This is a genomic window from Cupriavidus sp. WGlv3 (assembly GCF_023952475.1).
Lineage (GTDB): Bacteria > Pseudomonadota > Gammaproteobacteria > Burkholderiales > Burkholderiaceae > Cupriavidus > Cupriavidus phytorum.
Genome location: NZ_JALHRX010000004.1, coordinates 111563 through 124566 on the forward strand (window position 1 = coordinate 111563; position 13004 = coordinate 124566).

Annotated in this window: 14 protein-coding genes; 4 read left to right on the top strand and 10 right to left on the bottom strand. The window is 66.7% G+C overall.

The window, feature by feature from the left end; translation table 11 throughout:
* The first annotated feature begins 1 nt into the window (after position 1).
* From MKD38_RS09450 to MKD38_RS09460, 3 genes are all read left to right on the top strand, one after another.
* Complete coding sequence (locus MKD38_RS09450; RefSeq protein ID WP_252676193.1) at positions 2-1168, top strand: CaiB/BaiF CoA transferase family protein; 1167 nt, start codon at positions 2-4, stop codon at positions 1166-1168.
* A 37-nt stretch (positions 1169-1205) separates the two neighbouring features.
* Positions 1206-2168, top strand: a complete 963-nt coding sequence (locus MKD38_RS09455; RefSeq protein WP_252676195.1) for a Bug family tripartite tricarboxylate transporter substrate binding protein — start codon at positions 1206-1208, stop codon at positions 2166-2168.
* Between the two features lie 126 nt (positions 2169-2294).
* On the top strand, positions 2295-3524 hold the full coding sequence (locus MKD38_RS09460) for an RtcB family protein (RefSeq protein ID WP_252676197.1): 1230 nt from the start codon (positions 2295-2297) through the stop codon (positions 3522-3524).
* Between the two features lie 28 nt (positions 3525-3552).
* Here MKD38_RS09460 and MKD38_RS09465 read toward each other — a convergent pair whose 3' ends face one another.
* Both MKD38_RS09465 and phnN read right to left on the bottom strand, forming a co-directional pair.
* The gene (locus tag MKD38_RS09465) at positions 3553-4545 is read right to left on the bottom strand and encodes a tripartite tricarboxylate transporter substrate binding protein (protein ID WP_252676199.1); all 993 of its coding nucleotides are present in this window, start codon (positions 4543-4545) and stop codon (positions 3553-3555) included.
* Positions 4546-4588: 43 nt separating this feature from the next.
* The gene (gene phnN / locus MKD38_RS09470; protein ID WP_252676201.1) at positions 4589-6394 is read right to left on the bottom strand and encodes a phosphonate metabolism protein/1,5-bisphosphokinase (PRPP-forming) PhnN; all 1806 of its coding nucleotides are present in this window, start codon (positions 6392-6394) and stop codon (positions 4589-4591) included.
* A gap of 353 nt (positions 6395-6747) precedes the next feature.
* On the opposite strand from phnN, the gene MKD38_RS09475 reads away from it, so the two are divergent.
* Entirely contained in the window at positions 6748-7293 is a 546-nt protein-coding gene (locus MKD38_RS09475) for a MarR family winged helix-turn-helix transcriptional regulator (protein WP_252676203.1), read from the top strand.
* 125 nt (positions 7294-7418) lie between these two features.
* Here MKD38_RS09475 and nadC read toward each other — a convergent pair whose 3' ends face one another.
* The 8 genes from nadC to fliL all read right to left on the bottom strand — a co-directional run bounded on the left by nadC (position 7419) and on the right by fliL (position 12886).
* Positions 7419-8252 carry a carboxylating nicotinate-nucleotide diphosphorylase gene (gene nadC, locus MKD38_RS09480; protein WP_252676205.1) on the bottom strand — a complete coding sequence of 278 codons (834 nt, stop codon included), beginning with the start codon at positions 8250-8252 and terminating at the stop codon, positions 7419-7421.
* A gap of 143 nt (positions 8253-8395) precedes the next feature.
* Positions 8396-9193, bottom strand: coding sequence for a flagellar biosynthetic protein FliR (gene fliR, locus MKD38_RS09485; RefSeq protein WP_252676206.1), 798 nt, complete (start codon positions 9191-9193; stop codon positions 8396-8398).
* Positions 9194-9276: 83 nt separating this feature from the next.
* Positions 9277-9546, bottom strand: a complete 270-nt coding sequence (gene fliQ, locus MKD38_RS09490) for a flagellar biosynthesis protein FliQ (RefSeq protein WP_012355210.1) — start codon at positions 9544-9546, stop codon at positions 9277-9279.
* Between the two features lie 38 nt (positions 9547-9584).
* Positions 9585-10430: a flagellar type III secretion system pore protein FliP gene (fliP, locus tag MKD38_RS09495; RefSeq protein WP_252676208.1), complete on the bottom strand. Its 846-nt coding sequence runs from the start codon at positions 10428-10430 to the stop codon at positions 9585-9587.
* Positions 10427-10882 (bottom strand): flagellar biosynthetic protein FliO, encoded by a 456-nt coding sequence (gene fliO, locus MKD38_RS09500; protein ID WP_252676210.1) that lies wholly within the window; start codon positions 10880-10882, stop codon positions 10427-10429. The genes fliP and fliO overlap by 4 nt, the downstream gene beginning before the upstream one ends.
* The gene (gene fliN, locus MKD38_RS09505) at positions 10879-11325 is read right to left on the bottom strand and encodes a flagellar motor switch protein FliN (RefSeq protein ID WP_111520041.1); all 447 of its coding nucleotides are present in this window, start codon (positions 11323-11325) and stop codon (positions 10879-10881) included. The genes fliO and fliN overlap by 4 nt, the downstream gene beginning before the upstream one ends.
* Entirely contained in the window at positions 11318-12337 is a 1020-nt protein-coding gene (gene fliM / locus MKD38_RS09510; protein WP_252676212.1) for a flagellar motor switch protein FliM, read from the bottom strand. The genes fliN and fliM overlap by 8 nt, the downstream gene beginning before the upstream one ends.
* A gap of 57 nt (positions 12338-12394) precedes the next feature.
* A complete protein-coding gene (gene fliL / locus MKD38_RS09515; protein WP_252676214.1) occupies positions 12395-12886 on the bottom strand; it encodes a flagellar basal body-associated protein FliL in 492 nt (163 codons plus the stop codon).
* Between the last annotated feature and the right edge of the window lie 118 nt (positions 12887-13004).

Below are 13004 nucleotides of genomic sequence, written 5' to 3' on the forward strand. Positions count from 1 at the left end.
AATGGCCGATGCAAGCAATGTTGAAGTCCGCCAAGGGGCGCTCTCCGGGCTGCGTGTCGTCGATGCATCGCGCGTGCTGGCGGGCCCGTTGTGCGGGCAGATCCTTGGCGACCACGGTGCTGACGTGATCAAGATCGAGGCGCCGGAGGGCGATGAGTGCCGGGGCTTCGGCCCGCCTTTCGTGGACGGCGCATCCGCGTACTTCCGCGCCGTCAACCGCAACAAGCGCAGCATGATCCTCGACATGAATCGCGAGGCCGACAGGGAGACCTTCTGGCAGCTGCTGGAGACCGCGGATGTCCTGATCGAGAACTTCAAGGCGAGCACGCTGAGGACATGGGACATCGACAATCCGTCCCGCATGACGGAGCGTTTTCCGCGGCTCATCCACTGCCGGATCACCGGCTTTGGCGATGACGGCCCACTGGGGCAGCTGCCTGGCTACGATGCGGCAGTGCAAGCCATGGCCGGCCTGCTTAGCATCAACGGCGAGCCGGGAGGCAATCCCATTCGCCTTGGCGTGCCGGTGGTGGATCTGACCACGGGCATGAATGCCGCAATGGCGGTGCTGCTGGCTTTGAATGCGCGCAACCAGACCGGTCGCGGTCAGCTTGCCGATGTGAGCCTGTATGACTCCGCGGTATCGGTCGCCCATCCGTTCCTGACTAATTTCCTGGCCTCCGGGGTGACGCCGAAGCCGACCGGAAACAGTCATCCCAATATCGTTCCGTACGACATTTTCCAGACCGCGACCTGCCCGCTGTTCGTCGCGGTGGCCAACGACCGCCTGTTCGCGAAGCTTTGCCAGGCATTGGGTGCCGGGCACCTGCCGGATGACGAGCGCTTTGCCACCAATCGCCAGCGCGTAGCAAATCGCGAAGCGCTGACGGTCGAGTTGTCCCGGGCCTTTGCCGCGGTGGATGGCGAATCCTTTGGCAAGGCGCTGCTGGCGCAGAACGTTCCTGCCGCGCCCATTCTGAGCATTGCAGACGTTGCCGGGGCGCCCCATACCCTGCACCGGCGGATGGTGGTCAGGCAAGGCGACTACGTCGGTCCCGGTGTTCCCATCAAGCTGAGCGGGACGCCGGCGTCGGTTCGGAGCGGTCCGCCCGCCTTGGGTAGCTTGAAGGGCGTAGCGGGCGCAGCCAACGACGTGTGGAAGAAGTGAGTCGTCAGCAAGCAGAGAACAACCACAGGAGACAGAAATGAAGCGCATCGTTCAAGCCGTGTTTTTTGCTGCCGCGCTGGTGGCCAATGCAGCGGTCGTTGCGGCGGACACCTACCCAGGCAACAAGACCATCAAGATTGTCGCGGCGTTCTCGGCAGGCAGCGCTACCGATACCAGCGCGCGCATCCTGGCGGAAGAGCTGCGCAAGGACCTGGGGACAACGGTCGTCGTCGAGAACCGTCCCGGTGCCCAGGGCGTGATCGGTACCGAGTACGCAGTCAAGTCACCGAAGGATGGCTACACCCTGACCATCTCGAGCAGTTCCATCAATTCGATCAATCCCGGGCTCGTCAAAAATCTGCCGTACGATGCGACGCAAGATTTCACCCACATTGCGCGCCTCACCACGATGCCGGCGTTGCTGCTGGTTCGCAACGACAGCGATATCAAGACCGTGGCGCAGCTTGTGGAGCGCGGCAAGAGCGGCAAGCTGAACTTTGGCTATGGCTCGCCGGGTGGCCAGGTAGCGGCGGAAGCGTTCAACCGGATTGCCGGTATCCAGGCCGTTGGCGTGTCCTACAAGAGCCAGCCTCCGGCGCTGACCGACCTGGCTGGCGGACAGATCGACTATGTCGTCGGCGACCTGTCGGTGGCAACGGCGCTGATGAGAGGAGGGAAGATCCGCGCGCTGGCGGTCAGCACGGAACATCGCCTGCCCGAGTGGAAGAACGTCCCCACGTTCGCGGAAGCGGGCTTCAAGTCCTACGACCTGGTGTTCTGGGTCGGGCTTGCCGGGCCGGCAGGCATTCCGGCGGAAGTCGTGCAGCGCCTGAATGCATCGGTCAACAAGGCACTGGCCCGGCCTGAAGTCCGCGAGCGCTTCATGGGCATGGGCATGGAGGTCGCCCCGAATGGGGTCGAGGCGCAGCAACAGTTCGTGCGCGCGCAGTTGCAAAGCTGGGCGACACGGATGAATGAGGCGAATATCAAGCCCGAGTGAGGATGTGCAAGGAAGGGCACAGCGCCTTGGGTCGATGAGGTCGAGGCAACTTGACCGTGCTCGGGGGAATCCTTGCCCGACCCAGCCCTCTAAGCTCCAGACATCATGACTGGAGCCTGGACGAACATGGCAGGCAAGACGCAATACGACGTAATCGACACCGGCGCCGGCAAGCCGGTCAAGCTGTGGACGCGCGGCGTGCCGGTGGAGGGCGCCGCGCGCGAGCAACTGGTGAACACGGCCCGGATGCCGTTTATCTTCCGCCATCTGGCGGTGATGCCGGACGTACATCTGGGCAAGGGGTCGACCATCGGGTCGGTGATTCCGACCGTCGGCGCCGTCATTCCCGCGGCGGTAGGCGTTGATATCGGCTGCGGCATGATGGCGGTGAAGACTTCGCTGAGCGCCTCCGATCTGCCCGACAACCTGGGCCAGTTGCGCAGCGCGATCGAGCATGCCGTGCCGCATGGCCGCAGCGCGCAGGGCGGGCGGCGCGACCAGGGTGCCTGGGGCAATGCGCCGGCGCATGTCGACGCCGCGTGGGCCGAGATGGCGCCTGGCTTTCGCCGCATCACCGACAAATACCCGCACCTGGCGCGCGCCAACCATCGCAATCACCTGGGTACGCTGGGCACCGGCAACCACTTCATCGAGGTGTGCCTGGACGAGGCGCAGTCGGTCTGGTTCATGCTGCACAGCGGCTCGCGCGGCATCGGCAATGCGATCGGCACCACCTTCATCACGCTGGCGCAGCAGGACATGCGCCAGCACCTGGCCAACCTGCCGGACCGCGACCTGGCTTACCTGGTGGAAGGCTCCTCGCACTACGAGGACTACATCTACGCGGTGTCATGGGCCCAGGCCTACGCCCGCCGCAACCGCGAGCTGATGATGGAAGCGGTGCTGGCCGCGGCGCAGCGGGTGCTGCGCAAGCCGTTCCAGGCACGGCTCGAGGCGGTGAACTGCCACCACAACTACGTGCAGAAGGAACATCACTTCGGCGCCGACGTGCTGGTCACGCGCAAGGGCGCGGTCAGCGCGCGCGCCGGCGAACTGGGCATCATCCCGGGCTCGATGGGCGCGCGCTCGTTCATCGTGCGCGGCAAGGGCAATCCGGAGTCGTTCTGCTCCTGCAGCCACGGCGCGGGCCGCACCATGAGCCGCAGCGAGGCCAAACGCCGCTTCACCGTGGCCGACCAGAAGCAGGCCACCGAAGGGGTGGAGTGCCGCAAGGACGCCGCCGTGATCGACGAGATCCCGATGGCGTACAAGGACATCGATGCGGTGATGGCGGCGCAGTCAGACCTGGTGGAGGTGGTGCATACGCTGCGCCAGGTGGTGTGCGTGAAGGGGTAGGGCTGGGGGTGGTCGGTGGCCCGGATGGTCAATCGACGACCAGGCTCATTTTGGCGGTGAATTTCTGCCAGCGGTCGATGTCGGCGTTCACCAGCTTCTGGAATTCGGCGGGTGTGCTGGTCGTCGTGGCAAAGCCGAGCTGCGTCAGCGATGCCTTGATCTCGGGCTTGGCGATGGCCCTGGCGATCTCGGCGTTCAGCTTCTGTACGATCTCGGGAGGCGTATTGGCCGGGGCGAGGATGCCGAACCACTGGTCGACGTCGTAGCCGGCCACGCCCAGCTCGCTTACCGTAGGGACGTCGGGCAGGAACGGTGAGCGAGCCTTCGACGTGACGGCCAGCGCGCGCAGCCTGTTGCTCTTCAGGTAGGGAATGGTGTTGGTCAGCGTATTGACGCTGACGTCGGCCTGGTTGCCCAGCACGTCGGCGATGGCCGGAGCGCAGCCCTTGTACGGCACGTGCAGCATGTCGATCTTCGCCGAGAGTTTCAGCAACTCGCCGGCCAGATGCTGCGGCGTACCGTTGCCGCATGAGGCGTAGCTGGGCGGCGTGCCGCTCTTGCCGGCCGTGAGCAGGTCGTTGAACGTGCGCAGCTTCGAGTGCGCGGGCACGGCGATCACCGAGGGCACCGAAGCGAAGGTGATGACCGCGCTGAAATCGGACTTCGGATTGAACTGCAGCTTCTTGAAGACGCTCGGGTTGATGGCGAAGCTGCTGTTGACGATCAGCAGGGTGTAGCCGTCACCCGGGCTCTTGGCGACGAACTCCGCGCCGATATTGCCGCTGGCGCCAGGGCGGTTGTCGACCACCACCGGCTGCCCCAGCGACTTGCTGAGGTCGGTCCCGATCAGGCGCGCCAGCGAATCGGTCCCGCCTCCGGCCGGGAACGTCACCACCATGCGGATGGGCTTCTGCGGGAATGTACTCGCCAGGTTCGCTTCGGCGCGGCCTGACACGGTTGCCAGGCTGCTTGCGACAAGGAGCAGGGATGCCAGACTGCGGACGACGGTTAGGGGTCTCATTGATATGCCTCGTCGGTTAGGGTGAAGGGAAGGGGGAAGCCGGTCAATCGGGATCTATACGCACCGCCTCGCTGCACTCGCCACCCGCGCGTGCCAGTGCCGCGGCCGCCGCAAGTGCCGCCTCGCTGCCCGCATGGATGCGGTAGAGGGGTTGCCCTGACGCCACCCTTGCCCCGATCGTGCACAGCAGATCGACGCCCGCACCTAGCTCGCGCGGCGCCCCGGCGGCGCGCGCGACCCCGGAGATGCGCAGTCCATCGATGGCGGCCACGCGGCCTTGCATGGCCGCGCTTACCACGCAGGTATGCGCGCCGGGCGCCACGGGCTCGGGTCGCGCGCCCTGCGCGGCGGCAATGCGGTCGAATGCGGCCTTGGCCCTGCCTTCGCTGAGCAGCGCGGTGGCAATGCGCAGGCCCTCCGCGGGTGAGCCCACGCGCGCATCGAAGGCGATGATCTCGCCGGCGAAGCGCAAGGCTTTCTCTCGCAGATCAGCGGGGGCAAGGGGATCGTTGGCGAGTACCTGGCGGACATCGCGCACTTCCAGTGCGGGCCCGATGCCACGGCCGATTGGCCGGCTGCCGTCTGTCACCAGCGCGCGCACGTGCAGGCCGAGCCCCTTGCCGACATGCTCGAACATCGCGCCCAGTGCCTCGGCGTCGGCGTGCGTGGCCAGCTTGGTCTGCGGCCCATAGGGCAGGTCGACGATGACGTGGGTGGCCCCGGCGGTGTATTTCTTGGACAGGATCGACGCCACCGACCAGCGCCGCGAATCCAGCTGCAGCGGGCGCGTAATGGCGTTCATCACGTCGTCGACCACGGAGTGGTTGAGGCGGCCGTTCCATGCGATGCAGGCGCGCGCCTGCGCCACGCAGCGGCGCACGTCGCCGTGCGCCAGGTCGACGCGCGCCACGGTTTCCATGGCGTCGGCCGTGCCGGCGGCGGAGGTGATCGCGCGTGACGAAGTCTTGGGCATGGCCAGCCCGTACGCCGCGACGATCGGCACCACGATCAGCGTGATGCGGCTGCCGGGCACGCCGCCGATGGAGTGCTTGTCGACCACGATCGGCTCGTCCCATTCGATGCGGGGCGTGAATGCCGTACGGGCACGAGCCAGTGCCACCACCTCCTGGTCGCCCAGCGAGCGGGTCGCGGCAACCAGGAACTCGGTCAGCTCGGCCTCGGTGTAGCGGCCCGCCATGGCGTCCCGCAGCACCGCGACGTAGGCGGCCTGGTCGAGCGGCTCGCCGCGCAGCTTGGCCATCAGGTTGGTGCGGCTGGCCGGCGCTCCGTCACTGGCTGCGCGCGTGCCGTGCCGCAGCGCCTCGACGAAGCGGGCCCTGCCTACCTCCAGCGTGCTGTCGTTCGACACGGTGATGCACGGCACCTCCGGCGGCAGCGCCGCGCCGGTGCGCGACACGCGGCGGGCAATCTGCTCGCCAGATTCGCGCCCGCGCGCGGCAATGCGGCGGGCCAGCACGTCCTGCGGGGCCGTCACCAACACCACCACGAAGCGCGGCAGGCGTTGCGCTAGTTCCGCGATGACGGCACGCGAGCCGTTGGCGACGACGTGGCGCCCGCGCTCGAGCTCCGACATCAGCGAGCAGGACAAGCCATAGCGCAGGTCGTGCGCATCCCAGGTCACCAGGAATTCGCCGCTGCGCTGGCGCCGTGCGAACTCGGCTTCCGACACGGCGTCATGCGCCTCGCCGGCCGCACCCTCGGGACGCGTGATGACACGCCGGGCGAATACATAGTTGTCATCGAGCGCCACCCGCGCCCCGTCCATCAGCGCATCCTTGCCCGCGCCACTGGGGCCGACCACAAAGAAGAAGGTGCCGCTCGCGTTCATGACTAATACCTTAGATGTCGAAGTTGTTTGGTAATGCTAGCACCGGCCTCGCGACTGTCAAGGAAAGTTCGATGTCTAAGGTTATGCAAGCAACGGACCAGCGCCCGCAAATCCAGCGGTTACGCGGGATGCGAGCGTTCGTAGGGGAAAACACGGGGGCGCGGCGTGCGCGTTCGCGGTGCCTGGTGCTTCGGTTGCGCGCATCGCGCACCGATGGAGTGAACGCTACATTGGAGGGCGCGGTGCCGCGGTCCGGCGCCGCCGCGCGCACGGTGGAGGCGCTATCATGTGCGCTGTTGCGGGCACCGTGGACCCGGTGCCGCATGGATGCGTTTCACTTTCCGCTTACCACTATGGCCACAAGAAAGCCGGATACCCCGGTCACGATCACGTCCCCGGAAGAAGCCGATGAAGAGCGGCTTGCCCACCTGGTGAAGGACGCCGCGCGCGCCTATATCCGGGCGCTGCAACTGCGCCTGGCGGAACATTCGGTGTCGTACGGCCACTGGACCATCCTGCGCATCCTGTGGCGCCATGACGGCCTGTCGCAGCGCGAACTGAGCGAACGCGCCGGCGTGACCGAACCCACCACCTTTGCGGCGGTCAAGGCGCTGGAGGCGCTTGGCTACGTCGAACGCACGCACCTGCCCGGCAACAAGAAGAAGGTGCATGTGTTCCTCAGCAAGACCGGGCGCGCGCTGCGCCGCAAGCTCGAACCGCTGGCAACCGAGGTCAATGCGCTGAGTGTCGAGGGCGTGAGCGAACAGGACGTGGCGACCACGCGCCGGGTCCTGATCACCATCGCCAAGCGCCTGGTCGCCGACGAGATCGCCTCGGCGGAAAACGGGCGGCGCGTGCCGTCAACGCAGGAAGTCGGGCGGCTGCTGTCAGACCTGTAGCCCGAGGCGGCCACTGCCAATGAAAAGGCCCCCGCCGGCGCGGCCGGCGAGGGTGAATGCCTCGGGTAGAAGGCGTGAAACCGGTGTGCGGGCCCAGCCGCGGGCAGGGGCCCGGATTCAGGGGGTCAGGCTTCGTCCAGCCCGATATCCACGGCCGGTGCAGACTGTGTGATCCGGCTGGTCGAGATGTAGTCGACGCCGGTTTCCGCCACCGCCCGGATAGTCTCGAGCCGGATGCCGCCCGAGGCCTCGACCTTGGTGCGGCCATTGACGATCTGCACCGCCTCCTTCATGTTGGGCACCGACATGTTGTCCAGCATGATCACGTCGACGCCGGCGGCCAGTGCCTCGTGCACTTGCTCCAGCCGGTCGCATTCCACTTCCAGCTTGGTCAGCACCGGCAGCTTGCGGCGCACGCGTTCCACCGCGGCGGCGATGCTGCCGCAAACGGCAATGTGGTTGTCCTTGATCATCACGCCGTTGTCCAGGCTCAGCCGGTGGTTCAGGCCGCCGCCGCAGGTGACCGCGTGCTTCTCCAGCGCGCGCAGACCAGGGGTGGTCTTGCGGCTGTCGATCAGGCGCGCCCTGGTATGCGCAATGGCCTGCGCATAGGTGGCGGTCTGGTTGGCGATGCCGCACAGGCGCTGCAGGATGTTCAGTGCGGTGCGTTCCGCCGTCAGCACGCTGCGCGCATTGCCGCTCACGTTCAGCAGCACCGCGCCTTTGCCGACCTTGTCGCCGTCGGCCACGCGCACGTCGATGGACAGCGTGGGATCGTAGCGGGCGAAGATGCGTGCCGCCACGTCGATACCGGCGACGATCATTGGCTCGCGGGCATTCATGCAAAAGGTGCCGGTCTCGCCCGGTTCGATCATGGTCTGGACGGTCAGGTCGCAGAGTCCGATGTCTTCGGTCAGCCAGAGGTCGATCAGCTTGTCGGTGGCATAGAGGTCGTACATGTGAGGGCTCCTGAGCGGTGGGTGTCGTACCTCAATAATCTTAGAGATCGAAGTACATGGCGTAATACTAGCGCCTCGCCACGCCCTGTCAAGAAAAATTCGACGTCTAAGTTTATGCGCGCCGGAAACGGCACGCCGGCGCGCTAGCGTCCGAACTGCGCCAGCACCGTCCCCACCGCCTCCAGCCCCGCCTCGATCATGTGCTGCATGTAACTGCCCATCTGCGGCATCACCAGCATCAGCACCAGCAGCCCGCCCGACAGCGTCACCGGAAAGCCCACCGCGAAGATCGACAGTTGCGGCGAGGCGCGGTTGAGGATGCCCATGGCCAGGTTCAGGATCAGCAAGGCGGCGATCATCGGCAGCGCCAGCAGCAGGCCGGAGGCGAACACCATGCCGCCGGCGCGGGCCACGGCCAGGGCGCCGCCCGCGGACAGGGGGGTGCCGCCGGGGTTGCCACCGATAGGCAGGCTGTTGAAGCTGTCGACCAGCGCGCCCAGCATCAGCAGGTGGCCGTCCAGCGCCAGGAACAGCAGCACCGCGATCAGGTTCAGGAAGCGCGACAGCACCATGGTCTGGCCGCCGGCGGTGCGGTCGAAGAAGGATGCGAACGACAGGCCCATCTGCAGCCCGATGATCTCGCCGGCCTGCTGCACCGTGGCAAAGACCAGCCGCATGACGAAGCCCGTGGCCAGGCCGATGCCGACTTCATTGAGGATGAACAGCAGCCCGTCGAAGGAGTACACCGGCACCACCGGCAACTGGGCGATGGTGGGCGAGATCACCATGGCGATCATCGCCGACAGTGCGATCTTGGCGCGCCGCGGGATGGTCGATTCACCGAACAGCGGCGCGGTGCCGATCAGCGCCAGGATGCGGAAAAACGGCCACAGGAAAGCCGCAAGCCAGCCGTAGAGCTGGGCTGAGGTGAACTCGATCACGGCGGCGGGTCAGCGGGCAGGCGGGGTGAAGTGCGGCAACGGTGGCGGACAGCGGCGGCAGGCGGCGGCGTGGATGGCCGCCGTCAGTGCGCCAGCGCGGGGATGCTCTGGAACACCTCGCGCATGTAGTCGACCATCGCGTTGATCATCCATGGGCCGGCCAGCACCATGGTGGCGAACAGCGCGATCAGCTTGGGGATGAAGCTCAGCGTCATCTCGTTGATCTGGGTCGCGGCCTGGAACAGGCTGACCACCAGGCCGGCGGCCAGCGCCACCAGCAGCAGCGGGGCGGCCAGCAGCAAGGTCATCTTCATCGCCTGGGTGGCGATGGTCATTACGGTCTCTGGGGTCATGGCTCTTGCGAAGAAAAGGCTGGCGCTGGCGGCCGGCGTCAGCTCATGAAGCTCTGCGCCAGCGAGCCCAGCAGCAGCTGCCAGCCGTCGACCAGCACGAACAGCATCAGCTTGAACGGCAGCGAGATGGTCGCCGGCGGCACCATCATCATGCCCATCGCCATCAGCACGCTGGCTACCACCAGGTCGATGATCAGGAACGGGATGAAGATGGTAAAGCCGATCTGGAACGCGGTCTTCAGCTCGCTGGTGACGAAGGCCGGCACCAGGATGCTGAGCGGCACTTCCTCCGGCCCCTGCATCTCCGGCGCCTTGGCCATCTGCGCGAACATGGCCAGGTCCTTCTCGCGGGTCTGGCGCAGCATGAAGGCCTTGAGCGGCTCGGCGGCCTTGGCCGCGGCGGCTTCGAGGCTGAGCTTGTTCTCGGACAGCGGCTTGTAGGCGTCGTTGTAGACGCGGTCGAACACCGGTGCCATCACGAAGAAGGTCAGGAACAGCGACAGTCCCACCAGTACCTGGTTGGGCGGCGAGGTGGCCGTGCCCAGCGCGTTGCGCAGCAGCCCCAGCACGATGATGACGCGGGTGAAGCCGGTCATCATCAGCATGGCCGCGGGCAGGAACGACAGCGAGGTCAGCAGCACCAGTGTCTGCACCGGCAGCGACCAGATCTGGCCGCCGCCCGGGGCGGGTTTGCTGATCACACCGGGCAGCGCCTGGGCCCATGCTTGCGCGGGCGTCAGCGCGGCAAGGGCCAGCAGCAGCACCAGCACGGACAGCCGGGACAGCAGCGGCGAGGGCAGCAACGCGGAAAGCCGCGAGGCCGGGCGCGCGGCGCGGCCAGCGCGCGGCAGCAGTCGCCACGGCGTGGCAAGCGGAGAAGTCATGATTTGAATTGGGCCTGCATCGAGCGCAGCAGCTTTTCGGCAAAGCTGCCGCCGGAGGGCGGTTGCGACGGTCCGGCGACGACGTGCGCGCCGGTCTGGCCGGCGGCCGGCGACCCTGCCGCCATGGTGTGCAGCGGCCGGATTTCGCCGGGGCTGACGCCCAGCACCAGCCAGGTATCGCCGACCTCGACCAGCACCAGGCGCTGGCGTGCGCCCAGCATGGTGCTGCCGACCACCTTCATCGCGCCGCCGGTGGCGTGGCGCACCAGGCCGGCACGCCGTGCCATCCAGGCCAGGCCCAGGATCAGCGCGATGATGGCGAACAGCCCCAGCCCGGCCTGCGCCAGGCTGCCCGCGCCGCTGATGGCGGGCGCCGGCGTACCTTCGGCCGCCATTGCGGCGCCGGGAAGCGCGGCAAGCGCAGCCAGCAGGGCGCGGGTTGCGGCTGTCATTTGTTCAGCTTCCGGATGCGTTCGGACGGCGTGATGATGTCGGTCAGGCGGATGCCGAACTTGTCGTTGACCACCACCACTTCGCCCTGGGCGATCAGGTAGCCGTTGACCAGCACGTCCATGGGCTCGCCGGCCAGGCCGTCGAGTTCCACCACCGAGCCCTGCGCCAGTTGCAGCAGGTTCTTGATCGGCACCTTGGTGCGGCCCAGCTCTACCGTCAGTTGCACCGGGATGTCGAGGATCATCTCGATATCGTTGCGGAAGCCGCTCGGCGCTTCCTTGGCCAGCGGTGGGAAGACCGTGGCGGCGGCGGGCGTGGCGGCTGCCGATGCCGGCGCGGCAGCGGCGGGGATCTCGGCGGAAGTGGCGCTGGTCTGCTCGGCCAGCGCGCTGGCCCAGTCGTCCATCGGGTCGACCGGCTTGTCCTCGATGCCGTCAGTCATAATCGTTGTCCTCGGTATCCAGGTGGGAATCGCCGTCCTGGTGATTGATCATTCGTTCTACCCGCAGCGCGTACTGGCCGTTCATGGTGCCGAAGCCGCATTGCATCACGGGCACGCCGTCCACCTTGCCGAACACCTTCTCGGGCAGCTCGATCGGCAGCACGTCGCCGGCGCGCATCGCCAGCACTTCGGCCACGGTGGTCTGCAGGTGCGCGAATTCGGCCACCAGCTCGACCTCGGCCGCGCGCAGCTGGGTCGACAGTTGCGTGACCCAGCCCTTGTCGACCTCCTTCTCGTCCTGCAGCGGATTCATCAGCAGGTCCTTGAGGGGCTCGATCATCGCGTACGGCAGGCATACGTGCAGCTGGCCGCCGACGGCGCCCAGCTCGATGTGGAAGGCGGTGGTCACCACGGCCTCGTTGTGCGTGGCGACGTTGGCAAACTTGGGGTGCATCTCCGAGCGGATGTACTCGGTCTCGATCGGATGCACGGTGCGCCAGGCATTGCCGTAGCTGGTCAGCGTCAGCTCCAGCATGCGCTGGATGATGCGTTGCTCGGTCTGGGTGAAGTCGCGGCCCTCTACGCGGGTGTGGAAGCGGCCGTCGCCGCCGAACAGGTTGTCGACCACCAGGAAGACCAGGTTGGGGTCGTAGACGAACAGCGCGGTGCCGCGCAGCGGCTTCAGGTGGACCAGGTTGAGATTGGTCGGCATCGGCAGGTTGCGCGCGAAATCGCCGAACTTCTCGATCCTGACGCTGCCCACGGAGATGTCCGCGCCGCGGCGGATGAAGTTGAACAGCGCCGTGCGCAGCGAGCGCGCAAAGCGCTCGTTGATGATTTCCAGCGTATGCAGTCGGCCGCGGATGATGCGTTCCTGCGTCGCCAGGTTGTAGGGGCGTACCCCTCCCTCGTCGGGCGCAGTCTCGCTGGCCTTGGGCGTATCGGCCTCGCCGGATACGCCCTTGAGCAGCTCGTCTACCTCGTCTTGCGAGAGGAACTTGTCGTAGGCCATCTAGTGTCCTGCCCCTTGTGCGGCGTTATGAATGAAACGTGCTGCCCTGGCTTGCGCTTACTGCACCACGAACGAGGTGAACAGCACGTCCAGCACGTGTTGCGCCGGCAGGCCGCTGGCAAACGGCTTGCTGATGGTGTCGCGGATGTCGTCGGCCAGCTTGCGCTTGCCGTCGACGGTGGCCAGCTCGGCCGGCTGCCGCGCGGACAGCAACAGCAGGATGCGGCTGCGCGCCTCGGGCAGGTACTGGGCCAGGCGTGCCTGGGTGGCGGCGTCAGCCACCTTCAGCGACAGCCCGGTATGCAGGAAGCGGTCGCCGTCCTCGCTGCGCAGGTTGACGGTGAACGCGTCCAGCGGCACGAAGATCGGCGGCGGGACAACCGGAGCGGCGGGCACTGCGGGCGCCGCCGGCTGGCGGTTGCTCAGCACGCTGCCCAGCACGAAGCCTCCGGCACCCAGTGCCACAACCAGCACGCCGGCGCCGATCAGCAGCAGCCGGCCGCGCTTGCCTGTGTTGCCAGTCCGGGGAGGGGAAGCCGTGTTCGCCATGAGAAGCCTGTATCGGAATGCCTGCCATTCTTCCGGAATCGCAGGCCAGCAAAGGGCCGAAAAAAAGGGGGAAACCCTTTCAGCTTGGCCATTTGAGCGGAAAGGGAGCAGGCACGGC

What these genes read in the sequence shown, in the direction of transcription:
- MKD38_RS09450 (WP_252676193.1), top strand. Translation starts at nt 2, where the DNA reads ATGGCCGATGCAAGCAATGTTGAAGTCCGCCAAGGGGCGCTCTCCGGG.
- MKD38_RS09455 (WP_252676195.1), top strand. Translation starts at nt 1,206, where the DNA reads ATGAAGCGCATCGTTCAAGCCGTGTTTTTTGCTGCCGCGCTGGTGGCC.
- MKD38_RS09460 (WP_252676197.1), top strand. Translation starts at nt 2,295, where the DNA reads ATGGCAGGCAAGACGCAATACGACGTAATCGACACCGGCGCCGGCAAG.
- MKD38_RS09465 (WP_252676199.1), bottom strand. Translation starts at nt 4,545, where the DNA reads ATGAGACCCCTAACCGTCGTCCGCAGTCTGGCATCCCTGCTCCTTGTC.
- phnN (WP_252676201.1), bottom strand. Translation starts at nt 6,394, where the DNA reads ATGAACGCGAGCGGCACCTTCTTCTTTGTGGTCGGCCCCAGTGGCGCG.
- MKD38_RS09475 (WP_252676203.1), top strand. Translation starts at nt 6,748, where the DNA reads ATGGCCACAAGAAAGCCGGATACCCCGGTCACGATCACGTCCCCGGAA.
- nadC (WP_252676205.1), bottom strand. Translation starts at nt 8,252, where the DNA reads ATGTACGACCTCTATGCCACCGACAAGCTGATCGACCTCTGGCTGACC.
- fliQ (WP_012355210.1), bottom strand. Translation starts at nt 9,546, where the DNA reads ATGACCCCAGAGACCGTAATGACCATCGCCACCCAGGCGATGAAGATG.
- fliP (WP_252676208.1), bottom strand. Translation starts at nt 10,430, where the DNA reads ATGACTTCTCCGCTTGCCACGCCGTGGCGACTGCTGCCGCGCGCTGGC.
- fliO (WP_252676210.1), bottom strand. Translation starts at nt 10,882, where the DNA reads ATGACAGCCGCAACCCGCGCCCTGCTGGCTGCGCTTGCCGCGCTTCCC.
- fliN (WP_111520041.1), bottom strand. Translation starts at nt 11,325, where the DNA reads ATGACTGACGGCATCGAGGACAAGCCGGTCGACCCGATGGACGACTGG.
- fliM (WP_252676212.1), bottom strand. Translation starts at nt 12,337, where the DNA reads ATGGCCTACGACAAGTTCCTCTCGCAAGACGAGGTAGACGAGCTGCTC.
- fliL (WP_252676214.1), bottom strand. Translation starts at nt 12,886, where the DNA reads ATGGCGAACACGGCTTCCCCTCCCCGGACTGGCAACACAGGCAAGCGC.